The organism is uncultured Aquimarina sp., assembly GCF_947495315.1.
In the GTDB taxonomy this organism is placed as follows: domain Bacteria; phylum Bacteroidota; class Bacteroidia; order Flavobacteriales; family Flavobacteriaceae; genus Aquimarina.
In genome coordinates, this window is the sequence record NZ_CANLYD010000001.1 from 687,719 (window position 1) to 710,800 (window position 23,082).

Annotated in this window: 27 protein-coding genes; 7 read left to right on the top strand and 20 right to left on the bottom strand. The window is 32.9% G+C overall.

Going from position 1 to position 23,082, the window contains the following annotated elements; all coding sequences use genetic code 11:
- Positions 1-24 precede the first annotated feature (24 nt).
- The 8 genes from Q0910_RS02800 to Q0910_RS02835 all read right to left on the bottom strand — a co-directional run bounded on the left by Q0910_RS02800 (position 25) and on the right by Q0910_RS02835 (position 5,464).
- A complete protein-coding gene (locus Q0910_RS02800; RefSeq protein ID WP_299212352.1) occupies positions 25-438 on the bottom strand; it encodes a hypothetical protein in 414 nt (137 codons plus the stop codon).
- Positions 439-678: 240 nt separating this feature from the next.
- Complete coding sequence (locus tag Q0910_RS02805; protein ID WP_299212355.1) at positions 679-1,416, bottom strand: hypothetical protein; 738 nt, start codon at positions 1,414-1,416, stop codon at positions 679-681.
- Positions 1,417-1,442: 26 nt separating this feature from the next.
- Positions 1,443-2,087, bottom strand: coding sequence for a hypothetical protein (locus Q0910_RS02810; protein WP_299212358.1), 645 nt, complete (start codon positions 2,085-2,087; stop codon positions 1,443-1,445).
- Between the two features lie 27 nt (positions 2,088-2,114).
- The gene (locus tag Q0910_RS02815; RefSeq protein WP_299212361.1) at positions 2,115-2,498 is read right to left on the bottom strand and encodes a hypothetical protein; all 384 of its coding nucleotides are present in this window, start codon (positions 2,496-2,498) and stop codon (positions 2,115-2,117) included.
- A gap of 23 nt (positions 2,499-2,521) precedes the next feature.
- A complete protein-coding gene (locus Q0910_RS02820) occupies positions 2,522-3,376 on the bottom strand; it encodes a hypothetical protein (protein ID WP_299212364.1) in 855 nt (284 codons plus the stop codon).
- Between the two features lie 138 nt (positions 3,377-3,514).
- Positions 3,515-4,228 carry an outer membrane beta-barrel protein gene (locus tag Q0910_RS02825; RefSeq protein ID WP_299212366.1) on the bottom strand — a complete coding sequence of 238 codons (714 nt, stop codon included), beginning with the start codon at positions 4,226-4,228 and terminating at the stop codon, positions 3,515-3,517.
- 33 nt (positions 4,229-4,261) lie between these two features.
- Positions 4,262-4,594, bottom strand: a complete 333-nt coding sequence (locus Q0910_RS02830) for a DUF2147 domain-containing protein (RefSeq protein WP_299212369.1) — start codon at positions 4,592-4,594, stop codon at positions 4,262-4,264.
- Between the two features lie 225 nt (positions 4,595-4,819).
- Complete coding sequence (locus Q0910_RS02835; protein ID WP_299212371.1) at positions 4,820-5,464, bottom strand: AraC family transcriptional regulator; 645 nt, start codon at positions 5,462-5,464, stop codon at positions 4,820-4,822.
- An 858-nt stretch (positions 5,465-6,322) separates the two neighbouring features.
- Between Q0910_RS02835 and Q0910_RS02840 the strand changes: the two genes are divergently transcribed.
- The 5 genes from Q0910_RS02840 to Q0910_RS02860 all read left to right on the top strand — a co-directional run bounded on the left by Q0910_RS02840 (position 6,323) and on the right by Q0910_RS02860 (position 10,678).
- Positions 6,323-7,333, top strand: a complete 1,011-nt coding sequence (locus tag Q0910_RS02840; RefSeq protein WP_299212374.1) for a trypsin-like peptidase domain-containing protein — start codon at positions 6,323-6,325, stop codon at positions 7,331-7,333.
- A gap of 32 nt (positions 7,334-7,365) precedes the next feature.
- Positions 7,366-8,061 (top strand): hypothetical protein, encoded by a 696-nt coding sequence (locus Q0910_RS02845; RefSeq protein ID WP_299212377.1) that lies wholly within the window; start codon positions 7,366-7,368, stop codon positions 8,059-8,061.
- Entirely contained in the window at positions 8,061-9,176 is a 1,116-nt protein-coding gene (locus Q0910_RS02850) for a BamA/TamA family outer membrane protein (protein ID WP_299212380.1), read from the top strand. The genes Q0910_RS02845 and Q0910_RS02850 overlap by 1 nt, the downstream gene beginning before the upstream one ends.
- Before the next feature lie 222 nt (positions 9,177-9,398).
- Positions 9,399-9,809, top strand: coding sequence for a TerB family tellurite resistance protein (locus Q0910_RS02855; protein ID WP_299212383.1), 411 nt, complete (start codon positions 9,399-9,401; stop codon positions 9,807-9,809).
- A gap of 38 nt (positions 9,810-9,847) precedes the next feature.
- Positions 9,848-10,678: an MBL fold metallo-hydrolase gene (locus Q0910_RS02860; protein WP_299212386.1), complete on the top strand. Its 831-nt coding sequence runs from the start codon at positions 9,848-9,850 to the stop codon at positions 10,676-10,678.
- Between the two features lie 2 nt (positions 10,679-10,680).
- Here Q0910_RS02860 and Q0910_RS02865 read toward each other — a convergent pair whose 3' ends face one another.
- The 4 genes from Q0910_RS02865 to Q0910_RS02880 form a co-directional block, all read right to left on the bottom strand.
- Positions 10,681-11,442, bottom strand: coding sequence for a LytTR family DNA-binding domain-containing protein (locus Q0910_RS02865; protein ID WP_299212389.1), 762 nt, complete (start codon positions 11,440-11,442; stop codon positions 10,681-10,683).
- 4 nt (positions 11,443-11,446) lie between these two features.
- A complete protein-coding gene (locus tag Q0910_RS02870; RefSeq protein WP_299212392.1) occupies positions 11,447-12,442 on the bottom strand; it encodes a histidine kinase in 996 nt (331 codons plus the stop codon).
- A gap of 365 nt (positions 12,443-12,807) precedes the next feature.
- On the bottom strand, positions 12,808-13,461 hold the full coding sequence (locus tag Q0910_RS02875) for a hypothetical protein (RefSeq protein WP_299212395.1): 654 nt from the start codon (positions 13,459-13,461) through the stop codon (positions 12,808-12,810).
- Positions 13,462-13,642: 181 nt separating this feature from the next.
- Positions 13,643-13,831, bottom strand: a complete 189-nt coding sequence (locus tag Q0910_RS02880; RefSeq protein ID WP_299212397.1) for a hypothetical protein — start codon at positions 13,829-13,831, stop codon at positions 13,643-13,645.
- A 351-nt stretch (positions 13,832-14,182) separates the two neighbouring features.
- Between Q0910_RS02880 and Q0910_RS02885 the strand changes: the two genes are divergently transcribed.
- Positions 14,183-15,016, top strand: a complete 834-nt coding sequence (locus tag Q0910_RS02885) for a universal stress protein (protein ID WP_299212400.1) — start codon at positions 14,183-14,185, stop codon at positions 15,014-15,016.
- Positions 15,017-15,195: 179 nt separating this feature from the next.
- Here Q0910_RS02885 and Q0910_RS02890 read toward each other — a convergent pair whose 3' ends face one another.
- Both Q0910_RS02890 and Q0910_RS02895 read right to left on the bottom strand, forming a co-directional pair.
- A complete protein-coding gene (locus Q0910_RS02890) occupies positions 15,196-15,507 on the bottom strand; it encodes a hypothetical protein (RefSeq protein WP_299212403.1) in 312 nt (103 codons plus the stop codon).
- 62 nt (positions 15,508-15,569) lie between these two features.
- Positions 15,570-16,019, bottom strand: coding sequence for an META domain-containing protein (locus Q0910_RS02895; protein WP_299212406.1), 450 nt, complete (start codon positions 16,017-16,019; stop codon positions 15,570-15,572).
- A 343-nt stretch (positions 16,020-16,362) separates the two neighbouring features.
- Here Q0910_RS02895 and Q0910_RS02900 point away from each other — a divergent pair, with 343 nt between their 5' ends.
- Entirely contained in the window at positions 16,363-17,337 is a 975-nt protein-coding gene (locus tag Q0910_RS02900) for a lipid A-modifier LpxR family protein (RefSeq protein WP_299212408.1), read from the top strand.
- A 24-nt stretch (positions 17,338-17,361) separates the two neighbouring features.
- On the opposite strand, the gene Q0910_RS02905 is transcribed toward Q0910_RS02900, so the two are convergent.
- The 6 genes from Q0910_RS02905 to Q0910_RS02930 all read right to left on the bottom strand — a co-directional run bounded on the left by Q0910_RS02905 (position 17,362) and on the right by Q0910_RS02930 (position 23,082).
- Positions 17,362-18,003, bottom strand: coding sequence for a hypothetical protein (locus tag Q0910_RS02905; protein ID WP_298539093.1), 642 nt, complete (start codon positions 18,001-18,003; stop codon positions 17,362-17,364).
- A 46-nt stretch (positions 18,004-18,049) separates the two neighbouring features.
- Positions 18,050-18,664, bottom strand: a complete 615-nt coding sequence (locus Q0910_RS02910) for a trimeric intracellular cation channel family protein (protein WP_299212412.1) — start codon at positions 18,662-18,664, stop codon at positions 18,050-18,052.
- A 33-nt stretch (positions 18,665-18,697) separates the two neighbouring features.
- Entirely contained in the window at positions 18,698-19,852 is a 1,155-nt protein-coding gene (locus Q0910_RS02915) for an acyloxyacyl hydrolase (RefSeq protein ID WP_299212415.1), read from the bottom strand.
- 29 nt (positions 19,853-19,881) lie between these two features.
- Entirely contained in the window at positions 19,882-21,084 is a 1,203-nt protein-coding gene (gene gltS / locus Q0910_RS02920; protein ID WP_271764792.1) for a sodium/glutamate symporter, read from the bottom strand.
- A 61-nt stretch (positions 21,085-21,145) separates the two neighbouring features.
- A complete protein-coding gene (locus Q0910_RS02925) occupies positions 21,146-22,303 on the bottom strand; it encodes a porin (protein WP_299212418.1) in 1,158 nt (385 codons plus the stop codon).
- 35 nt (positions 22,304-22,338) lie between these two features.
- Positions 22,339-23,082, bottom strand: a complete 744-nt coding sequence (locus Q0910_RS02930; protein WP_149625719.1) for a succinate dehydrogenase/fumarate reductase iron-sulfur subunit — start codon at positions 23,080-23,082, stop codon at positions 22,339-22,341.

Here is a 23,082-nt window from a genome sequence, read left to right on the forward strand (position 1 = left end):
CTAAGTTATGATGATTGATATATGCTACTTGACCCAACCTTTTCTATTGTAAACACTAGTAACAATTTTACCGAAACTTTCTCGGTGTATTTTATACTGCTCGTCTGTTAGAAATTCTTTGACCTCATCATTAAGCTGAATCACCATAGCGTCAAACTTCGTTTTCATCTCGGCTTCTGTATATCCTTTATTCTTATCTCCGATACGTCCCATTTTATTGGTGTAGTATAAGAGAATACCATAATAGTCATCTCTAAGGTCTTCTGTTAGTTTCATTTTATCCACTTCTCCGGCAACAAAAACTTGTAAATTGTCTTTTTCATTGGATTCGAATATCTCTACTTTGTTCTTTTGCCTTTCTTGTAGTTTTTCTTCTTGTGTTTGTCCAAAGGCGGATATAAAGACTAGCAAGAGTAGTCCAGTGAAGTAGTTTGTCATGATTTGCGTGTTGATGAGTTTTGGTTTAATAATCGTATAAAATTAACTTTTTTAATTTAAAATAGTACTATTATGATTTTTTTATGAATTGTTGAAACTTGTTTTATTCCGAGCTATACGAAATCAAAAAAAGTTGACATTACTAATAACTCCTGAATTCTAAATAATATCAGTAAAAATTAATAGACTTTTTGCAGAACCAATGAGCACTGTGCATATAAAAACCCAATACTTTTGAACTTATTCAGAATCTATTTTTTGATATGCATTATTTAGTTCATCTGCAATCACATAGGCTTTCCCATTTGAGTTAAGTTTTGAATCTTCCTCTAATATCCGGGCTCTATAGGACCATCCTTTTGGTAGTTTAAGCCGTTTATGTAATGTTTCTAGATCATTAATGCTTAGGGTTGAGTCAATTTCTTGAGAATAGGATTGCATTCGATATACTTCCCCATCTGGATTGGTTAGTTCATAAATCATATTTCCTTTATTATATATCCAAATAGTTTGTCGGCTAACTTCATTTTCAGAATAATGTCCATCAAGTTGAGCTCCTTCCCAAATTTTAAATTCTAATGTGGCTCTAAGCTTCATCTCTATGCCACCAAAATTTACAGTTTTTCCAGTGGTTGTTTTTCCGCTTCCTTGCATCGAATTTAACACCCAATATCTAGGGCCGTTAAGCTTTACAAGCTTTGCTCCATACTGTTTTGCTAACTCATCCGCATTCAGTTTCTTCCATAGATTGGATGGAAGTTTGTTTAAACGGATAGTATTATATACTTCTGCATAGATTGTAGAGCTGCTTTGGAATATTGGAATAACTTCTCCATATCTATAATTCCGTAAGTCTCTTGGTAGTTCCGTAAACTGCGTTTGCTCAACACTTGGAATGTTCGTAGAAAAATCGTTGTTTTTACAAGATGTTACGATAAATACTGAGGTAACTAAAAAAATGAAAGCTGACTTTTTCATATAGGTATAATTATAAGATGCATTTATTAGTATCGAACTCGAACTCGCCTTTTGGTGTAAGATCCTCTAAATGTTGTTGTTCGAACATTTACATTCCTGCGAACAGTGGTTCTATATCTGGTTGTAGCATATGCCGGACGAGGTCTGTAGTAAGTTGGGTAGTATCCAAAATAGTATGGAGATACCCAAATGCTATACGTAGATCCCCAAAACCATCTTACAACCACAGGAGGAGTGGTATAGGTGGGGATAATTACATAATCCGACCCATATAATTTGACATTTCCTGTGATTATAACCTTAGAATTTCCCGAAGTATCTTTTTCTACATTTATGATGGCAACATCCTGAAATGTATCCTTCGCGACAGCTGCTTGGATAGTTACTAAACGAATATCTTCTTTAGAACTATCTAGCACTCTTAAATAATCTATGGCGCCATCATTGTTCAGATCTAGGTTAGAAATTTTAGTTTCCGGGTTATTTAGTTTTTCTTCAAAATCTTCAAGATTTTCAGATTCACCAAACAAGACAGCTACAGCTTCTAAATCCAAATCTTTTCCAATGGCTTCAGAGGTTCCTTCTACTACTGTTTTGTTCTGTGCGCATCCGGTGGTTAGAATGAATACGAATACTAAAAATGATACTATGCTTTTTGTTTTATTTTTCATCAGGTACTATTTTAAAAGTGATGTTATTTATTGTTTAATTTTAAATGAGTTCGTAGTAGTTAAATCAATTTCATTTTTGATAGTAAGATTTGTATGGATCATGAAAAACTGTGAACCAATAGTTAAAAGAAGAAAGATGAAGAAAAGTTCTGATGATCCGGAATCTTCATGGATTACTTTGCTTATGTATCCCCCAAACCAAATAGAGTTTAATAGTACATATAGAAAAAGACTAGACATGAGTATGTTAAAACTTAGTTTCCTAAAGTTTAAAATACAGGCAACTGATAGAATAATAATTAAGTTAGCAACAAGTCTCAATGGTTCGATTCTGTCTATAGTAAGATGTAGTATAGCATCCACCATTTGAATAGTTATTAAAACAACAATAAGTACCCTTATTTTTTTCATATTTCTAGAATTGTTTATTGTTATTACCATCGAGATACAATTTCAGAAGATGTCTTTGGATTTTTATCTTGATTTGGATCTATTACTATATGTTCATCTACTTCTACACGAATAGGGGTGCCTTTTTCTTTAATACATAAGTCGATGTTATTGTCATTATCATTAAGGTCAGCTATTAGAAAAGGCTTTACTTTTATGGATGTTTTATCTCTTCTTAAGGTTATTGTAAAGTTTTCTAGTTGATCTATTCCGAGTTCTTCGCCATTAGTTGCGACAACGCCTCCTGCCCATACGGTTCGTACAATAGTTGTAGTTTCATCTTTTGGACAATCGCAACCTTTTTTCTCATTGTTATAAGGATACACTTCGTCAATAACGAAATGTTCTGCATAACTTATAAAAGGGCCATCACTCAGCGGAGTTACTTCGATTTTCTGTCCTTGCATCTCTTGTCCATCTCTGCTTTGTAATTCGCCAATAATTTCTACTTCTACAGGTTCGTTTTCTGGCGCATTTCCGTATTCACCAATTAGCAATACTGTTCGTAGCTCAAATGCTTCTGAGGCAGGTTTTAATGTAACAAAATCTACTTGCATTTTTTCTCCGTTTGCAGTGGTAATCAAGAAATCATGCGCGTCTAGCGTATTAGGATCTATCTCATGAGAAAACACCAATGGCATTCCGTCTTGTCCGGGAGCTTCTTTCCACAGACCTGCTGATATTAAGGGGAGTGAGTTATCTAAACCAAAGAATGCAGAGATTATTTGAGCTTTCCTTTCTTTGTTGATTGGCGGATTTTCATCAGACAAAACATAATCTGAACTATTGTTGCAAGCCATAACCAAGATCACAAGTATTAGTAAACTTATTTTATTCATGAATGTAAGATGTATTAGTAAGTGAATATTGAGGTATTATTGATTAAAATGATACAACTGAATAGGGAAATAACGCCCCCGTTTTGTAGAAAGGAATAACGGGGGAGAAATTTCTCATCGGGGAATGATGGACGATTATTAAAACTTATACGCTAAAGACAATCCCATATTAAACGTAATAATATTAGGTTGATACTCAGAATACACTACAACTCCACCAATTCTTGTAGCGCGTTCTATTGTAACAAAACCACCCGTAAAAGTAAAAGTGGGCATCAGGGCGAAATGTTTTCCTAAATCTCTTTTTAGACCAATTCCTACTTCATATCCAAAACCGGCAACAGCATCACTAGCTCTCTGATAATTCAGTGTTGAAGTGCCATTTGTTGCAGTAACAGAAATATCTGGACTATTTACAAACATAGGACCTAGACCGATGCGTGGTAACACCGCGAATTTTTTAGTAACATCTATTTGATAAGCAACTCCTGCTAGCACATACAATACACTCCAGTCATCAGAGTCATCAACAAAGTCAACTCCTGGATTATTAGTTTCCAGTGCGTTTATTAAATCGCCAGTATCTGTGGTATACCTTTGTAACCGAATGGTACCTGTTAATGTTAGCTTTTCTTGAAATTTGTATCCTCCGTAGATATCAAACTTAATTCCGGTTTCGGCAAAACCTGAGTTTTCATTATTTTCAGAAGCATCATTAAAATCTCCCAAGGGGAAACTAGATCCAGCTGAGATTCCGATGTAATATTTAGAGTTGTTAGTATCTTGAGCTACTATAGAAGTTACTGTTATTAGTAAGCTTACTAATAAGAAATAAGTCTTATTGAAATTCATGAGGATTGAGTTTAATTGATTTGTGTTTAGTAATTATTGTTTGGTCCAAGTGAGTGTCTTTGAAACAAATCCCTTTTTTACGGTAATATTTAGTTTTTCACCTTTTAGGAGTAATGTGCATTTCATCTCTTTACCATCCTTAGGCTTTATCAATGTTGCGGTCCATTGATCATTATTAAAAGAGATATTTTCTAAAATCACTTTGTCTTTTTCTATAACAGTACCAAGAAAACCATTTGCCTGTTTGGTAATATTAACTATGAAACCTTCTTCCATTTTCCAGTTTCCTTTGAAATTGTCGGTGGATTTTTGTGCAATTGTGATGGAGCAAGTAAATAATAGAAATGTTAATAAGCTATTTTTCATGAATGCGGTTGTTTTATGAATTATGAACCGCTAAGGACTATTTTTAATCTAGAAACTAGAAATATACTAGCTTGAATAAAGTCCAGATTGAACAATCTGGACTCATTAGCAGTGTTTGAACATTTCTTTGTTTAATGTTCTTATATTCTAAGTTTAACAATAAGAATATTGTTATAATGATATTTTAATCAACTATATTCTTAGAAATCAAAAAATAAATGATTCTTAAAGCTTGGATTTAACAAAATCAGAAGGAGAAATTCCTTTGTGCTTTTTGAATATGGAATAGAAGGATGATTTACTATTAAAGCCTGCTTCAAAAGCTAAGGTAAGTAAGGTGAATTTACTGTTTTCTGGTTTTTTCGCTTTCTCAATAAACTCTTCTACTCGATATTGGTTTACAAAATCGTAGAAAGTAGTATTCAATCCTATTTTAAAAATGGTTGAGAGATGATAATAGGGGATTTCTGATATGTCAGCTAAGGACCGCAGTGATAGTTTAGGATTTAGATACGGTTTTTTAGAAGACATGCAGTTTAGTAGTTTTTGTTTGTACTCTAGAAACTGACTTTTTTCTATAGTATTATTTACATCCTGTTTTTTGTCAATTTGTTTTTTGTTCGAATTATTATTTTCGGATATTCCACCAATTTCAGTAAGAGCGATATCGTTTCTGATACCATATATTCCCATATATAGCAGTGATAAAGAAAAAAGCAAGTAGGGATATATCTGTATTTTATCATATGAAAAACCTGTTTTGATTATAATAAAATAACAAATGATAAGACAAACCCAGATAATGAATATACTATACAATAAACGTCTCAACCAATTAATACTGATTCCTTCAGAATATGAAAGTTGCATTAATTGTAATCGTTCATGACTTTTTATTTTTCGCCATGTTAAGTATATATAGAAAGGAATGATTAGAAATTGGATTAAAAATCTAATTGTTTTAATCCAAAAAGTTAATCCGTTAATCGATATATATTCAATTACCTCCACTTTTTTCTGAAAATCTAAAAAGGTATAGTTATAAAGTACTAGAAAAAGGATGACAACTGTGGGTAAAAAATGCACATAATCTTTCCACCCAATTTTGTTTGTTTGTGAAGATACGTATAGGTATAATATCGAAAATATTAGTGAACCAATTGGCATCGAAATAAAAAAGTAACTGAGACGAGTTATATCATAGTTAAAATTTGTGAATATGTTAAACTGAATGATTGCGAATGATAAAATGAAGAAACAAATTAAGAACCAATCGGGTTGATTTTTTTGCTTCTTTAGAAATACTAATAGAGCAAAAAATAAAGATTGGTAGGATATAATTGATAGAGCATTGACTAAATCCATAAATAGAAACAACAAGTATTATGATTTCCTGGTTTGCAAAATATGGAATACTTATGGCAGAATTACATAGATTATGATAAATAATCGTTATCCGCTAACAATTAATATTGATCAGAGGTTTAACGAACTAATAATCAAGATGATTGTTCTTAATAAGATAAGCAGTATCCATTATCACGTGTTTATACGTATTCTCAAAAAAGATCAACATTTTTGGTCTCCGCAATTGTATTTAGAGATATTTGATATAGAAGTTTTTTATATTACTTTTAATGAATCTTACAATGCTCTAAAACCAAGCCAGTTTTTTAAAGTAGCAAAACACTTTTAATACAAGAATAACACTCTTTTTTAAATTCAATGATGAAAAATACATTCTTCCTTATTTTTATATTGCTAAGTAGTTTTTGTGAGGCGCAAGACCTCTCTAAAATTTATGAAACTGTAAATCCAGCAGTGGTGGTCATCTTCACGCAGGAAGCAAAATTAGAGTCTAATGGTGGTATTACCAAAACAGTTACTTCTGAAGGATTGGGATCTGGTTTTATGGTTTCAGAATCTGAAATTATTACTGCATCACATGTTGTTGATGCCGCTGAAACCTTAAGAGTCAAATTTATTGATGGAGAAGTGCGATCTGCAAAAGTGATTTCTACTTTCAAATCAGCGGATGTAGCGCTGATCAAACTAGATTTTCCAAAAAAAAATGCAGTAACTGTTTCTTTTGGAGACTCAGATCAAGTAAAAATAGGAGAACAGGTGTTTATTGTTGGTGCCCCTTTTGGATATCGCCATTCCCTATCTTCAGGATATGTGAGTGGTATTATAAAAAATAAAAAAGGTAAGAATCCTTTTACTCAAGCAGAGTTTATTCAAACTGATGCTGCTATCAATACAGGTAATTCTGGAGGCCCCATGTTTAATATGAAAGGAGAAGTTATTGGTGTCGTTAGTCAAATTCTCACTAAATCAGGAGGTTTTGAAGGTATTGGTTTTGCTGCTACTGCTAATATTACCAAAAATTTAATGCTAAATAATAGAACACCTTGGTTAGGTTTTGATTCATATCCATTAACAGGTAAAACACAGCGATTATTTAACGTTCCTCAAAGAAGTGGATTGTTGGTACAGCGTGTGGTTTTTGGGTCTGTATTACATAAAATGGGATTACAAGGAGGAGATACAGAAGCTATTATCGATGGTCAAAAGCTCATTATTGGCGGTGATATTATTATGGCATTTAATGGAATTGTCTTTGATCTTACGGATGAGGCTCTGGTAAAACTTGGAGAGTTTGGCAAAAACCTAAAACCTACGGACCCTCTTGAACTTACAATCTTAAGAGGAGGAAAGGTTATGAAACTAAAAAGGTAATTGTATTTATAAAAGTAGTATTGTCATATCATATGAATCAAGGAGGATTAGACGCAAAAAAAATCATGTATACGAACAAATACTTTAACATTATAATTGTGTTACTGCTTATTGTTAGCTTAACAGGAAATAGCCAAGAAAAAGAAAGTGATTCTATTGTAACTCCTTTTCGGAAAGGAAGATGGTTTACTGGTTTGTCAGGTAGTATTAATTCTAGTACTATTAAGTTACAAAGTACAGGAGAAAATACTTCTACTAATGAATTTGGAATCAATCTTATCACAGGAAAGTTTATTAAAGATAGATTTTTAATAGGTGGGACGTTAACACTAAATCGAAGTAATAACTCCGGTATTGTAGAAAGAACATCAGAAAATATATTTATAGCTCCATTAGTATCCTATTTTATTTCCAAGAATAAACAGGGCTCTTTGTTTTTTCAATTAGCACCGGGATATGTACGTTACAAAGATGAAACCCGTATAGAACAAGCCGATTCTTTTGTGCAACAACTTGGCGAAGGTGGAGGCTTTGGTTCATTAGTAGGTATAGGGTATTCATATGCGTTTTTTGATCTGGTAACCTTCGATTTAGGACTCAAATTAAATTTATTATGGATTAATGTTGATCAGGAGGCGCTTCCCGCTAATACTGTAACATCAGAAGATATTTTTATAAGTAATATTTCTTTTTCATTTGGTTTTAACATTTTAGTAGATCAATTTTGATGCAAAAGCAAGCTCTAACATATATTCTAGTACTTATTCTATTTTCTACTACTTCGTGGTCTCAAAGCAAAGAGACTGTTTTTAAAACGGATACGATAGCAAGCACAAAAAGTATTCAATTTATAGGAGTTCCTATTGCCTTTTATACGCCAGAAACTGAATTTGGTTTTGGAGGTGGAGGACAACTTTTTTTATTAAATAAAAGCAATATCTATAATGACCGCCAATCAAACATTCTATTTAGCGGAATTTACACACTAAATGAACAGTTTCTATTTGAAGTCAAACCAGAAATCTATTTAGGCAAAGGAGATTATTTTATTGATATAGACTATACTTGGGAAATATACCCTAATTTATTTTGGGGCATAGGTAATAGTACACCAGATAGAGATGAGGAAGTTTATAATATGACTTCGCATAAACTAAAAATGGGATACCTAAGACGCTTACCTCCAAATCTTAATTTCGGATTTGAGTATGTCTTCGAAAACCATGAAGTTACCGAGGTTGAAGAGGGAGGAATTCTAGATGCTGAGACAGTTTTAGGCAGTGATCGAGCAATTATAAGCGGGCTAGGCGTTGTTTTTAATTTAGATACCCGAGATGATATTGGATCTCCTCTATCCGGACGTTATTATAAGCTTAATGCTCAATTTTCTAGTGAACTTCTAGGGGCAACTCATGGGTATAATAAATTCTTTTTGGATTTGCGGACCTACGAACCATTAACTAAAACGAGTATTCTGGCTATGCAAGTCTATAGTGAGAATACTTTTGGAGACGCACCTTTTCAAGGTTTGGCTAAATTTGGTGGAAGCTATAGTGCCAGAGGATATTTCTATGGTAGATTTACAGACAACCATATGTATATTATACAAACAGAGTATAGATGGCGTTTTAGACCACGATGGACAATAGCAGCCTTTGGATTGGTAGGCGAAGTAGCAAGTAATCCTGAAAATTTCTTTAGCATAAGCAATATGAAACCCAGTGCAGGAGCTGGAATACGCTTTAAATTACTTAAAAACAAAAGTACCTGGCTGCGTTTGGATACTGGATTTGGAGAAAATGGTAATAATGGTTTTTATTTTGGGATTAATGAATCTTTTTAATAATAAACGATGTTAAAAGTCAAGAACAAACTAAAAATGATATTGGTATAAGACTATCTTCTACTCTTTCGAGCTAGTGTAATTTTCGTAGAATTTATGACATATGGGTTTTGTGTTTTGGTGATTTTTAATTTAATATTTTCTTTTAAAACAAACATTATCATGAGAATTAATCGAATAATTCTTTAAATTTAATAAATCAAATATTTACAAGAAGATATTATGAAATCAGAAAGCACCTATCATTATCAATTTGGCGCAGTTGTAAAAGTAACCTTAAGAGATGGCGAAGTATCGCAAGAGGAGAAAACCTTTTTAGATCATTTGGCCAAAGTCTTAGGAATTTCAGGAGAAGAATATGATCACATCATGCAAAACTATCTAACCTACTCATTAGAACCCACCACTACCTATAATGAGCGATTAGAAAGTATGTATACCTTAACAAAGCTTATTTCTGAAGATGAAACCATTTCTGGAGAAAAACAAACCCTTTGGTTAGAAAGAATGGCCAAAGCAATAGGATTTACCCCGGGAAATGTTAAATACATTGTTGGAAAATCATTAGCTGTTATTGAGAGAGGGATAGATCAAGAAACATATAAAGAGGAAATCAGGAATATTAATAAGTAATTTATTGTTATCCTCACCTCTTTGGCTAAATTAGATGTATGATCATAACATTTTATGGCACCAGAGGTTCTATACCTGTTTGTGAATCTGGTTTTCAGGAGTTTGGCGGTAACACGACTTGTGTAGCTGTGTCCGGAAAAAAAGAAGGAGGAAGTGTGCTTATTTTTGATGCAGGTACGGGTATTAGAAAATTGGGAAAAGAACTCATTTCAAAAAACTTTTCTCAGGGGAATAAGATTTTTCTGACCTTCTCACATTTTCATTGGGATCATATTCAAGGATTTCCATTTTTTGCTCCTGCATATGATGTAAGCAAAGAAATCGAATTTTTTATCATTGGAGATGATGCTCCAGACATACATCATTTCAAAGAAATATTTGCTAAACAAATGGAGAGCACCTATTTTCCTATAGGTATAGATGATATGGGGGCAAATTTCACTTTTACTGTGAATAACGGCAATAAAGTTACCTTTGATGGAGGTCAAATAACAGTCAACAAACATAAGCATCCTGGTGGAGCTTATGGGTATCGTTTAGAAACTGAAGGAAAAGTATTTGTCTATTGTACAGATATAGAACACGGTGATTCGTTAGATCAAAATGTTGTCAATTTTTGTAAAAATGCTGATGTGCTTATTCATGATGCTCAATATACTCCTGAAGAATTACCAGATCACAAAGGCTGGGGACATAGTAGTTGGGAACAAGCCATTGGAGTTGCTGAGGCTGCGAATGCAAAAATGCTATACCTCACACACCATGATCCAGAACATAACGATGATTTTTTGAGAAAGGTAGAACGGCAATGCCAAGAACGATTTCCAAATTGTTTTTTGGCTCGTGAAGGGCAAGAGGTAGTCATATAAATTTATAGATCCACCCATTTTTTAAATGCTGTAGCTTTGGCTTTACTTACTATAATACGTTCTTTGGCTACTGGATTTATATTGACAATTAGTTTACCATTAAAATAGTGTTTAATATTCTCGATAGCATTTCTATTTATTATAAATTGCCTATTCACCCTGTTAAAAACCTCTGGGTTTAGTTCATCTTCTATATCTTCTAGTTTTTTATCAATGCTATATGCTTTATTTTCTGAAGTAATCGCCTTCACCACACCTGTGTCTATATAGAAATAGGCAATTTTTTCGGTTTTTATAGGAAGTAATTCATCTCTATGATGTACCAGATATGTGGTTTTATGAGGTTTTGTTTTAGCCTGAAGTACCTGTAGCATTCCTTGAATTTGATGGTCTAGAAAACCCTCTTCTTTGGATCTGTTTCTAAATTTTTCAATGGCTTCAAACAATTCATCTTCATCAATAGGTTTTAATAAATAATCTATACTATTTACTTTGAAGGCTTTAATTGCATATTGATCATAGGCAGTTGTAAAAATAATAGGAGTTTCAATTTTAACTTGTTCAAATATTTCAAAAGAAATACCATCTGCCAGATGAATATCCATAAAAATAAGGGATGCTTCTTGAGTACCAGAAAAATACTCGATTGCCATTTTTACAGAATCTAAAACCTTCAATACTTCAATACTAGGATCTATTGAGTTAAGTAAAAAAGTGAGTTGATCACTTGCTGTTATTTCGTCTTCGACTACTATTACTTTCATATTGTCAATTTAGTGGCAGTTTCACGCTGAATATATTCTCTTTCTTACGAATACTAATATGTTGCTTTTTTAATAAAAAATATCGTTTATCAAGGTTCATTAATCCATTACCTGTACTATCTACAAAAGAAGTTCTTTCTCTTATTTTGTTTTCGACATAAATAAATTCATTTTTTGAATATACGTTTACCTGTAAAGGATTCTTTTCTGAAATCTCATTATGTTTTACTGCATTTTCTACTAATAATTGTAGTGCTAGCGGAGGAACTTCTCTTAGTAAATATTTTTCATCTATTGACACATTCATCTCAAAACGATCACGATATCTGGTTTTCACCAAATGAACATAGCTATCTAAAAATTTAAGTTCTTCTTGTAAAGAGACTAGATCTCTTTCTCCACTCTGTAAAATATAGCGATACATAAAAGATAGTTCTTTTATAAACGTAGTTGCATCTTTATTATCTCTGACTATTGAATTTAATGAGTTCAAAGAATTAAAAAGAAAATGAGGATTGATTTGATTTTTTAAGGCTGTTAGTTCTTTCTGAAGGTTTTGCTGTTTTAGTTTTTCGTTCTCTAAAAGATCTTCGTGATGTATCATTTGATATTTAAGTATTCTCGTTATAAAAATAGTAATCACTAGAACTACAAAATACACAAAGTACGTAAATCCAATTTCTGAATCTGATAACTCTTGTCCTGTTACTAAAGGATATAATGAAACAAATAACTGAACCATACCTAAAAAAAATACGGTATTGAGCATAATAGTTATACATGTTCGTGAAAAAACGGAATATTGAGCGTATATATACTTCCAATTGCTATTAAGTTCCAATGAAACTAGTGACATTACAAAGAGAAATAAAAAGCGAATGATAATATCTTGTACTGAAACTTCTGAAAAAGAATCAAACAGTTTCTGATTTACATCAAATAATGTCAATGTACGTGGTAAACTAATAAGAGTCGCAATGAGCAGTGCTATCCTAAACATCACTATGTGTTTTACTTTTCTAGAGCTCAATGTAAATAATATCTTCTTTAATTCGTACTTGTTAAATTTACGGAAAATTGTACGGATCATATAATTATTAACCACAGTCATATTTTTGTTATTTATTCTTTAAACCGGAATTAAAAAGAAGAAGCCTCCGTATGGAGATTGGAGGCTTCTATGTAGAAGTGAAGGTATGGGGAAACTCTTCACTTCTTAATTTGAATCAATTAATTCTTGCAGTGTTTTTTTAACATACTTTGAGTTGATAATGTAATACGTACTTAAAAAAAGGCAGCCGAAAACACTTATTAAATCCCCGACTGCCCGCACTTAACTCAACTTAACAATTATGAAAAAACAACTTACTTATTCAACTCTTTGACTACCTTTTTAGAGAAATCTATGGATACCGTTCCGAGGGTTTGTGGATCATCAATCTCAGTTGTAATTACTGATAACAATTGTTTCTCTTTTGGTTGTGTAAGATCATATACTACAGTTTCCAGCGTATATTTTTTAACATTTTCTGTTAGTACTGTCACTGGATCAGAGTCTACATATATTGTTCCGTAGTATCTATAAAATCCTCTATAATATCCTAAACCGTAATATGACGGGTATACTGTATAAAAAGAATTGTTTTTACTAGTCGTTTTAGTATACTCTTCACTATGTTTTAGTATGGTTACTATTACTATGTCTATCCCATTTTTTTTAAGCTTATCTTTTATTTCCATCGTTTCGGATTTGCTTAATTCTTTGGTTGGAGATGAGTTTGGAAAAACAATATAGCTTTCAATAGATTGATATCCTTTTTTGTTTAAGTTTTCGACTAAATCTTTTTCAAAACGTACTCTAGCGGTTTGATCATCTGTCTTACTTACCACCATCACTTTTTTACCTTTTATTTCTGGGACCTCAAGGTTTCTCCAAGAATCTGTTATCCTTACGGATGAACAGCTTGATAAGAGTATCAACACTATCAATGTTCCTGTTATTTTATTAATAGTTTTCATAATTCTCAATTTTTTAGATGAATAAAAAAACTTCTTCTTGCTTATCTAAAGACTGAAATTCTTTTTGACTTTTGTATCTCTTGTTTCTTACTATATCACTCCCTATTTTTTGGAAGAGTGTATATAACATTGATTGTATTGTTTTCATCACATTATCTTTTAGTATTAATTTTCATGTAATTTACCTTCTAATAGCTTCGCCAGCTCCTGATCCACATTGTTCTAATTCTTTTAAGTAATGGTCAATTAGAGTCCTGATTTTTTTAAGAGACCATATTGAAAACTCAATAATTCTTTTATTACGTTTTGAACTGTTTTCTGAATATTCTCTTTTGTGATCATATACTATTCTTAAAGGTTTCGTTTCCATATCCTTTCTACTTTTAGTGCTATACTTATCTTTGTTTTCTAGTACAAATGTAGCTCGGTATGGGCTGCTAATTATTGAGTTTTCGAGTGAAACAACCAAAAGCGAAAGTGAAGCTTCCCGACTTTATACTGAAGTGTTTTTTGTTTGGACAAAAGAGAAAATGTCAGCATAGCCTATGCTACGATTACATTTTATTTTGAAGCATCAATGAAAAAGAACAGATTTTAGTGGGTAATAGTAAGTCAGAAACGGTATTAGATATGAAGGAATATAATTGTCAAGAAAAAACACATTTCTTTACGCTCTTTTTTTTACATTTATGTTTTCACAAATCATTTAAACTTCATCTACATGAAAAAAATAATAGTCCCTATAGATTTCTCTAAATACTCTGAGTATGCACTGGAAACTTCGGCTGCTTTAGCAAAAAAACATAATGCACAAATCATCGTTATTCATATGTTAGAATTATCAGAAGCGGTTTTGTCGGTATCTGGCACTGAAACACAGAATGAAACGCTATTCATGCTAAAATTAGCAAGTAAGAAGTTTGAAGAATTTTTGCAAAAGGATTATTTAGAAGGTATAGAAATTGAAACAATAATTAAGCACCATAAAGTATTTGATGAACTTGATCAAGTAGCCAAAGATATTGGAGCAGATCTTATTGTGATGGGATCTCATGGTCACAGTCGACAAGAAGGTATATTTTCTGGATCTAACACTGCAAAAGTCGTTAGACATAGTAATGTCCCCGTATTGATCGTTAAATCTAAACTTACTAATGTAGATTTTGATAAGGTAGTATATGCTACAGATTTTTCTGAAGAAAGTATTCCTGCGTTCAAAAAAGCACTAGACTTATTATCTACGATGAACAGTGAAACTACTTTATTGCACGTTAATTTGCCTTATTCAAATTTCCAAAGCACTACAGAAATAAAAGAACAAGCAAAAAAATTCTTAGAAAAAGCTGATGGAAACCTAAACAGGTTACCTACGATTGAATATATATCGGATTATTCAGTTGAAGCTGGAATTCTAAGTTATGCTAATAATACAAATGTGGATATGATTGCTATGTCAACTCACGGTAGAACAGGTTTGGTTCACTTTTTTGGAGGAAGCATATCAGAAGATCTTGTGCATCATGCAACCTTACCAGTTTTAGCTTTTAAAATGTAAAAAAAATCAGACTATGATTATAAGATAAAGTTTCTCTATATTCACAAAAGCGAAGCGTTTTATATTCTTATCAAAAATTGCCAGACTAAAATTATAGTACTAGTACTATAATTTTAGTCTGGTAATTTATTTCTAGGGATTTGAAAACCTCTAACAAGGTCTCTCTCTACACCTAATTCTTAATTGATTACTTTTAGGCAAGATATTTCTACCATTTTGCCCACCATACAAATTCCCGCCATAGCTTCAGCTTCTTTATACACTATGGATATCCTTGGCTCATTTTTCTTGTCAATTTCGAAATCAAACAGATTAACTGCTTGTAGTTTTTCACCAGTATCTAACTGAATTACCCAAGAGCATCCATCCAATCCTAACATATTTACCAAAGTACCATTTACTCCCTTAGAACAAGCTTGTTTTTCTGAACAAGATGTTATTAAAAAAACACCAAATACCGCACTTATAATATATCTTTTTATATATCTCATTATTGTAGTTTTTTACAAATTAAACATATGTTTTAAAATGAAGAATTATTCCTAAGAACACTTCAATCTATTTTTTTAAACACCATTAAGGCTTTATTTTCAGTATCAAGTAAAGACAAGGTGAGGTTTTCTATTTTATAATATCTAATTTCTCTGAGCAAGTTTTGATATTGCACTGAGGTTTTTGCTTCAATACATTTCATTCTGGTTGCTCCTATAGTATCAAATTCTAAATGTGTATTTGTTAGTCTTTTTAAATTTCCAAAAATTTGATTACAACCATCATTTCCAGTAAATTTATTCTCTCTATGATTAAATTCTAATTGTGGTCGTTTTTGAGCAACATCTTTATAGTCTTCGCCATTAATTTTTGTCATACTCCAAATATCATTTAGAAGAATTTTACTTTGGGTAGCTTCATTTCCTTCTAATGATTTATTATTTCCCTGGGTACCTTGGCAGCTATATAGTATAAAAGCAAATACTACATAAATAAGAATACTTTTTGTCATAACTAGATATATATTATTGTGTAAAAGTAGATTAAGTTTATGAAGGAGGCTATAATTTTTCTTCTGAAACAGCAAAAAAGCATAGGTGAAACGTTCTAAATGAAAAGTGAGTATCAGTTGGATATCAAATGATTTATTTGTTTTGAGTATCAGCTATCTCAAGAACTACAGTATGTATATGTCAAGATTATAAAACATAAAACTAGTTTATATTATTTCATTGTAAACATAGGATAGTTCACCTTTATTTTTAGCAACTTGACCAAAGAATACCGTATGGATCTTTTGATTATCCAGTACTTTTAATATAGTCATTAAGAAATATTAGCTAAATCTGGAAATCATGAACCTAATTCGATACCTCCATATTGTTTTTGCTTCTTTAAGCTATGTAGCACAATTGAAAGCGCAACAAACACGACATTATGATAAAGAAGTTTCTTTAACTACAGATAACGATGCTTTGGTTGCTTGGCAAATTTCTGATCGCTATTACACCTTTGGAGTAGGAATACAATACGACTTCAGAACAGAGAGACTATTACGACTTGAAAAACTATTTCCTTCTAAAAGTGATTATTTTTTTGGAACCGAATTACGTTTAGAAGGGTATACTCCTTCTAACAAATCAATAGTCATAGAATCTGATCAACAGAGTGTTTCTAATTTTGACAGACCTTTTGCAGGTATATTATATGGGACACTTGATGCAACATATGTTTTCGAAAAATCCTTTTTTGAAGTTGGTCTTTTGGCAGGGGTTATGGGACCTTTATCCCAAGCTGAAGAGCTTCAGGGATGGTTTCACAATAACATAACAGGAGGATCTACTTTTGATGGGTGGAGATTTCAAATCCCAAATCAATTCATTTTTAACATAAACACTAAAATCGTATATGATTTTACACCTAAAAGCAAATTGTTTGATGTATTTGGGATGGTAGACACACGATTAGGAAATCTATATATTGACATTAGTCCTGCCATAGGTTTACGTATTGGTAAATTCGGGGAGCTATATAAATCAGCTGCTTTTGGTAATAGTATTCTATCTGATAAAAAATTTAAGTATTACTTACAGTCAACGATTGGTGGCACTATAACAGGGTTTGATGCCACAGCACAAGGTAATTTATTTGATAGGGATTTTGAATTTGCTTTAGATAATATAAGTAATAATCATATAACGCTTACCAATGGAATCTTTCTTTCTTATCATAATATTTCCATTGGCTTCGATCATTTTTTTACATTCGGAAAAGTAATACCTGATACACAACATTTTTATGCAAGATCGATCGTTAGGTTTCGATTTTGATCAAGAGTTTTTATTACATCTATATCAATTTTGAGACGGTAAAATTACCATATCATTGAGTAAGGACGCTACCATTTCGCTGGTAAAAGTTACTGCTGCATTTTGTGAAGAAGATGGGTTAATTAAAGCACTTTGACCTGACCATACCAAAGTATTTTGACCTTCTTGCAATTCTCCTGCAACATCATATAAAACAGCTTCTATTAGATATGATTTTTCATCTTGATAATATCCTGGGGTAGAAATATAACTATATGTTCTGTAATAATATCTACCAAAACGTCTATATCCTAATGGGACTGCATACGTCTCGCCTGGCGTATACCTTTGTGATTCTTTCGTATTGATCAAACTCATCGTGATGACTCCATCAATATCATTATCCTTTAAAATTTTAATAAACTTTGCATCTTCACCTTTTTTAGGAGACATCTTTGGTGGAAAAATAGTGATCCCCGTAATTGCATGAATACCATTGTCTTTTAGTAATTGAACAGCATTATTTTCGAAGGCTTTACGCGCTGCCAGATCTTCACTGATACCAACAACTGCAATTTTAGTATATGTACGTCCTTTGTAGTCTTTTGATTTCCAGGTAGAGCCCAATTTTGGTGCGCAGGATGTTACTATTAAAAAGATAGAAGCCGCATAAAGTAAAGTTTTCATATGTGTTTATATTAATTATAATGTAAAAGGTTTTCAACTATTTTTTTTATTTCTTTTTGATGGTAAAAGTTGGTAAAGAAATACTAAATCTTACCGCCAAAACTCGTATAACAACCACTAATGCAATAGTGCTTAGATATGATATGTTTTTATCGAATTTTAAGGAGTAAAGAATGATATAACATACTCCACCAGCAAGGGAAGCTAGTGCATAAATTTCTTTTCTGAAAAGTATTGGAATTTTGTTACACAAAATATCACGAATTACTCCTCCGAAACATCCCGTCATAATTCCAAGTACAACACTTACGGCTGGATCCAAACTTGCAGAAATTCCAATTTGCACACCGCTAATTGTAAATATGGCTAGGCCAATGGTGTCGAATATAAAGAGTGATTTCGTTAAAAAATATATCCTATTTCGAAATACTATAGCCAAAATAACAGAAATGCTTATAAAATGTACCACATAGAAATGCCCCATCCACCAAACTGGTGTATTTCCAATAAAGACATCCCTTAGAATGCCTCCACCTAAGGCCGTAACGAACGCTACAATAAAGATACCGAAGAGATCCATTTGTCTTTTTATCGCTGCTAATGCCCCAGAAATAGCAAAAGCAATCGTACCTAGTATATCAAGAACATCGAAAAAACTCATCCCTTTTTTTAGTATACTATTATTACTTACTCCTTACCATTTAAAAGGCTTAAAACCAAAACCATATTCTATATAATCTGCAGAACCTCCGTCTAGTGTTTTAAGACCAATTTGTGCAAAGAAAGTTTTAGAAATATTATATCGTAATGCAGGTCTCATAAAATATCCACCTTTTCCTTTATCATCAGACACATACGTACCGATCTGAAATTTCATAGCTAATTTCCAGAATGAAAAATCATAACCAGCATGAACTCCTATTAATGTTCTTTCAGAAGCTTCAACATCTCGAAAACGATTATCGTAAAAGAAATCAACACCACCCGTTAAGGTATGTACTTCATTGAATTGATGTTCATAATCAAGCACTCCAGAAAAAGTTCCGAATACTGTATTGGTTCCAATTTCTCTATCGGTTTGTCCGACTCCTCCAGCTACATATACGCTTATATAATTTCCACCTGTTGTATCTCGAGCAGCGCGTAAAGGTCGTTTAAATCTGGCTGGCAATACATTATTTGTATATGGATCATTATCTTTCTTAAACTGAGCTGCATTATAATTATAGCGCATCCCTAAATTGATACCATACAGATTAAGACCTCTATTAGGTCTAAACGTAGAACCGTTACTAAAATGAGTAAAATCGAATCCATATAACAAATCTAACTCTCTTGTAAACTTATAGGTGAATCCAAGATCAATATTAAAATACACTGCTGCTCTGGCTCCTATAGAAGTGTTTAACTCATTGGTGTCTTCATCAAAAGGATTCAAATTATACGTAATCCCGAGAGAGGGTTCAATACTAAAAACATTTCTCTTATGAGACCCAGATATAGGAAAATTCATAAAACCATAAATAGCATTTGGATTTCCAAAAACATTAGCATCACTCAGAAATCCAACATACGCTCCAATACCATAAGATGGATATCCATATCTGCTAGCCCATCCATTTGGATTGGTTGGTTGCCATCCTAATTTCACGGTTACTCCGCCATAACCATTGTCTAAAATACCACTATTCCCTAAAGCATTATCTGATTTCAGAAAAGCACCAAAATGAGATTTTATCTCTATGAATCTGAACCTATTTTGGGGATTATTTTCAAGGTTATCCGAAGAAGATTGTGAATAGCTAAAAAAACATGTTAGTAAAGCAAGTATTAAATAAAGTTTTTTCATAACTGATATCATCATAAATAAAGTAATAACTACCCAAAAACACCTAATAAAATCTTAATAATCAAAGCATTAGATAGATCAATAAAAAAAGCACCAACCAGAGGAACAACAATGAATGCCTTAGGCGATCCCCCAAACTTTTTAGTTACTGCAGTCATATTGGCAATTGCCGTAGGTGTTGCGCCCAAAGCTAATCCAGCATATCCTGCACTCATCACGGCAGCATCATAATCTTTACCCATAATTCTAAAAACAACTACAATTACGAAAACAGAAATCACTAACACCTGTACAATTACAATTAGGAATAGTGGTCCAGCCAAATCAGTCAGTGTCCACAATTGAAGACTCATTAATGACATGGCTAAAAAAAGCCCCAATGATAAATCCGAGGCCATGGCCAGAGGTTTTGATTTTTCAGGTTCCCAATGAAAATTTTTAGAAAATACCGGAATTAGGTTGGTAATGATAATGCCTGCAAACAATGCTGTGACAAAAGACGGGAGTGAGAGCCCTATCCATACGAGCAATTCATTAATTCCTATACCCAACCCTGCTGTTGAGAAAATGAAATAAATCATTTGCAAAACGTTATTATAATTCATTTCTACAGTATCCCCTTTACCATGGCGCACTCCTACCGTAACGGGTTTGCTATCTTTTGGTTTTAGATTGTGTTTTTTTATTAGAAATTTTGCAATGGGACCTCCTATAAAGCCTCCAAGTACTAAGCCAATAGTTGCGCAAGCAATACCCATTTCCATGGCATTTTCAATACCGAAATCGTTTTGAAAAGTAGGAACCCAGGCAATAGTAGTACCATGTCCGCCACTGAAAGAAACAGAGCCGCCTAAAATCCCTGTCACACTTGACATACCAGTAATATAAGCAATACCAATACCATTAAGGTTTTGGATAAAAAGATATCCTACCGCTACTACTAAAAGTAGGGCTAACGATTTACCTCCTTTTAATAGTGTTTTTAATCTTGAAGAAAGCCCTATTGTTATGAAAAAGATGATGAGAAGTGCATCCCTTAATTCAAGAGCAAAGTTTACCTCTATACCCGTAATAGTATAAAGAATACCGAAAAATATAGAGAAAATCACTCCGCCCGTCACAGGTTCAGGAATGTTATATGCTCTAAAAAAGGATATTTTCTTGTTAATATACTTGCCCAGAAACAGGACTAGACAGGCTATAACAATAGTGTCCCTAGGACCTATTTCCATAATCTATTTGGAGTTTATAATTTTATCCATAATCATCAGTTTGTTTACCGTTTTTTCTTATTCAAAACCCAAATCGAATACCTACACCAAAAATACTTTGACTACGTCTATCACCAATACCATCTTCACTGTAATCTATACTTGCAGCAGCAAAAATATGACTGGATTTTTTAAAGTTATAGCCTACTTCGGTAATTCCGAATTTGGTGTCAAAATCACCTAGATTTTGGTCATCATCTGGTTTTAAATAATTGAAACCTGCAGCAACATGCCATCGTTTATTCGTTGAGAATTTATAACGAGCATAGAACTCAACACCTTTAGCATCATAAAAAATATCTCCTAACCGTTGATGCTGTTTTAAAATAGCATACGAAGCTGCTACTGTAAATCTATCTATTTCATAGGATACGGAAGCTACAAAAGCCTCATCTCCATCCTTAGCTTGATTTGGTAATGGATCTTCAACTCCATCATTCACTTTATTATAACCGACTCCTATACCAAGTCCTCCTATTTTATAATTAGCTCCAAATCCATAGGTATCAATACTTTCACTATTCTCTGAGATATTTCTTGCTTCTGCTTGAGCTCCCAGGCTCAATCCATTCTTTTGGTATTTTAGAACAAAAACCTGATTGGCACGACCTGTCCCAGAAACTCCACCATCAGAGATGTTCCATACACCAATAGCAGCACCTCCAAAGGCTAAGAAGCGATCTATTTCAATAGCTCCCATTGTATAATACACAGAGTTTTGTTTCCCGAATGTAAATTCAAAATCTTGATAAGAAACTCCAACAAATCCTAATCGAGTAAATACTGCATCACCAACTTGTGCAATCCCTGCTCCAGGATCTACCGCAAACTCTACGGTATCATCTCTTGACACAAGGTTTACACCAAATTCAATACCGCCAATAATATTAAAATTTTCTGCTTCGTCATTGGACAAGGCATGTTTAAAATTTAATCCTATACGTGGTGCATTATTGGAGATTCCTATTTCACCTTCTTCTGCAAAACCGGCTCCAATTCGTATACTCCCATAAGGTGTAACCCGAGAGGTAATTTCATCTATCCAATTTGAATCTTTTTTTTCGTTTTCTGAAGTCCTTGTTTCTTCAGCATTAGTGGCTTGTGCATATATTCCATTCATCAGGAGTAGAGTCATAACAATCACTATAACATTTATTAATGGAAAATTGACATTTTTCATACACTTAAATAATTTAGTCATTCAAAAAACTTATGTTAGCCTAATAATTTAGCTTTAGCATTACGAGCATTCATTTCTGCGATATTCAGTATCGAAATCCCTTCTGGGCATTCTACTTCGCAAGCACCAGTAAACGTGCAACTTCCAAATCCTTCTATTTCCATTTGATACGTCATTTCTTGCACCCGTTTGTGTTCTTCCGCTTTTCCTTGTGGTAACCTATTGAGGTGATTAATTTTTGCAGCAGTAAATAATGCAGCTGAAGAATTTTTACAGGTCGCAACACAAGCTCCACATCCAATACAAGCGGCAGCATCCATAGCATTATCGGATATTTCTTTGGGAATAGGAATGGCATTGGCTTCCGGTGCTGTTCCTGTTTTTGCGGTTATATAAGCTCCCTGTTCTATAATTCTATCAAATGCAGAACGATCTACAATCAGATCTTTAATCACCGGAAAAGAGGCAGCTCTCCAAGGTTCTACGACAATGGTATCTCCATCTTTAAAGCTACGCATATGTAATTGACAGGTAGTCATATTATCGTGTGGTCCGTGTGCACGACCATTGATAAAAACACCACATTGCCCACAAATCCCTTCACGACAATCATATTCGTAAGCAATTACTTTTTCGTTTTTAAGGACCAATAATTCATTTAAATGATCTAGTGCTTCCAGAAAAGACATATCTTCCGTCAATCCATCCACTTCATAGTCTCTAATCGCTCCTTTATCCTCAGGTCCTTCCTGTCTCCATATTTTGAATGTTACTTTCAT

Bases quoted from the DNA above. Each gene is read 5' to 3' on its own strand.
- Q0910_RS02810 (WP_299212358.1), bottom strand. From the start codon at position 2,087: ATGAAAAATAAAACAAAAAGCATAGTATCATTTTTAGTATTCGTATTC.
- Q0910_RS02820 (WP_299212364.1), bottom strand. From the start codon at position 3,376: ATGAATAAAATAAGTTTACTAATACTTGTGATCTTGGTTATGGCTTGC.
- Q0910_RS02890 (WP_299212403.1), bottom strand. From the start codon at position 15,507: ATGAGATATATAAAAAGATATATTATAAGTGCGGTATTTGGTGTTTTT.
- Q0910_RS02805 (WP_299212355.1), bottom strand. From the start codon at position 1,416: ATGAAAAAGTCAGCTTTCATTTTTTTAGTTACCTCAGTATTTATCGTA.
- Q0910_RS02840 (WP_299212374.1), top strand. From the start codon at position 6,323: ATGAAAAATACATTCTTCCTTATTTTTATATTGCTAAGTAGTTTTTGT.
- Q0910_RS02930 (WP_149625719.1), bottom strand. From the start codon at position 23,082: ATGAAAGTAACATTCAAAATATGGAGACAGGAAGGACCTGAGGATAAA.
- Q0910_RS02900 (WP_299212408.1), top strand. From the start codon at position 16,363: ATGAACCTAATTCGATACCTCCATATTGTTTTTGCTTCTTTAAGCTAT.
- Q0910_RS02835 (WP_299212371.1), bottom strand. From the start codon at position 5,464: ATGCAACTTTCATATTCTGAAGGAATCAGTATTAATTGGTTGAGACGT.
- Q0910_RS02925 (WP_299212418.1), bottom strand. From the start codon at position 22,303: ATGAAAAATGTCAATTTTCCATTAATAAATGTTATAGTGATTGTTATG.
- gltS (WP_271764792.1), bottom strand. From the start codon at position 21,084: ATGGAAATAGGTCCTAGGGACACTATTGTTATAGCCTGTCTAGTCCTG.
- Q0910_RS02860 (WP_299212386.1), top strand. From the start codon at position 9,848: ATGATCATAACATTTTATGGCACCAGAGGTTCTATACCTGTTTGTGAA.
- Q0910_RS02885 (WP_299212400.1), top strand. From the start codon at position 14,183: ATGAAAAAAATAATAGTCCCTATAGATTTCTCTAAATACTCTGAGTAT.
- Q0910_RS02845 (WP_299212377.1), top strand. From the start codon at position 7,366: ATGAATCAAGGAGGATTAGACGCAAAAAAAATCATGTATACGAACAAA.
- Q0910_RS02850 (WP_299212380.1), top strand. From the start codon at position 8,061: ATGCAAAAGCAAGCTCTAACATATATTCTAGTACTTATTCTATTTTCT.
- Q0910_RS02815 (WP_299212361.1), bottom strand. From the start codon at position 2,498: ATGAAAAAAATAAGGGTACTTATTGTTGTTTTAATAACTATTCAAATG.
- Q0910_RS02855 (WP_299212383.1), top strand. From the start codon at position 9,399: ATGAAATCAGAAAGCACCTATCATTATCAATTTGGCGCAGTTGTAAAA.
- Q0910_RS02800 (WP_299212352.1), bottom strand. From the start codon at position 438: ATGACAAACTACTTCACTGGACTACTCTTGCTAGTCTTTATATCCGCC.
- Q0910_RS02875 (WP_299212395.1), bottom strand. From the start codon at position 13,461: ATGAAAACTATTAATAAAATAACAGGAACATTGATAGTGTTGATACTC.
- Q0910_RS02880 (WP_299212397.1), bottom strand. From the start codon at position 13,831: ATGGAAACGAAACCTTTAAGAATAGTATATGATCACAAAAGAGAATAT.
- Q0910_RS02865 (WP_299212389.1), bottom strand. From the start codon at position 11,442: ATGAAAGTAATAGTAGTCGAAGACGAAATAACAGCAAGTGATCAACTC.
- Q0910_RS02910 (WP_299212412.1), bottom strand. From the start codon at position 18,664: ATGAGTTTTTTCGATGTTCTTGATATACTAGGTACGATTGCTTTTGCT.
- Q0910_RS02905 (WP_298539093.1), bottom strand. From the start codon at position 18,003: ATGAAAACTTTACTTTATGCGGCTTCTATCTTTTTAATAGTAACATCC.
- Q0910_RS02915 (WP_299212415.1), bottom strand. From the start codon at position 19,852: ATGAAAAAACTTTATTTAATACTTGCTTTACTAACATGTTTTTTTAGC.
- Q0910_RS02825 (WP_299212366.1), bottom strand. From the start codon at position 4,228: ATGAATTTCAATAAGACTTATTTCTTATTAGTAAGCTTACTAATAACA.
- Q0910_RS02895 (WP_299212406.1), bottom strand. From the start codon at position 16,019: ATGACAAAAAGTATTCTTATTTATGTAGTATTTGCTTTTATACTATAT.
- Q0910_RS02830 (WP_299212369.1), bottom strand. From the start codon at position 4,594: ATGAAAAATAGCTTATTAACATTTCTATTATTTACTTGCTCCATCACA.
- Q0910_RS02870 (WP_299212392.1), bottom strand. From the start codon at position 12,442: ATGTTTAGGATAGCACTGCTCATTGCGACTCTTATTAGTTTACCACGT.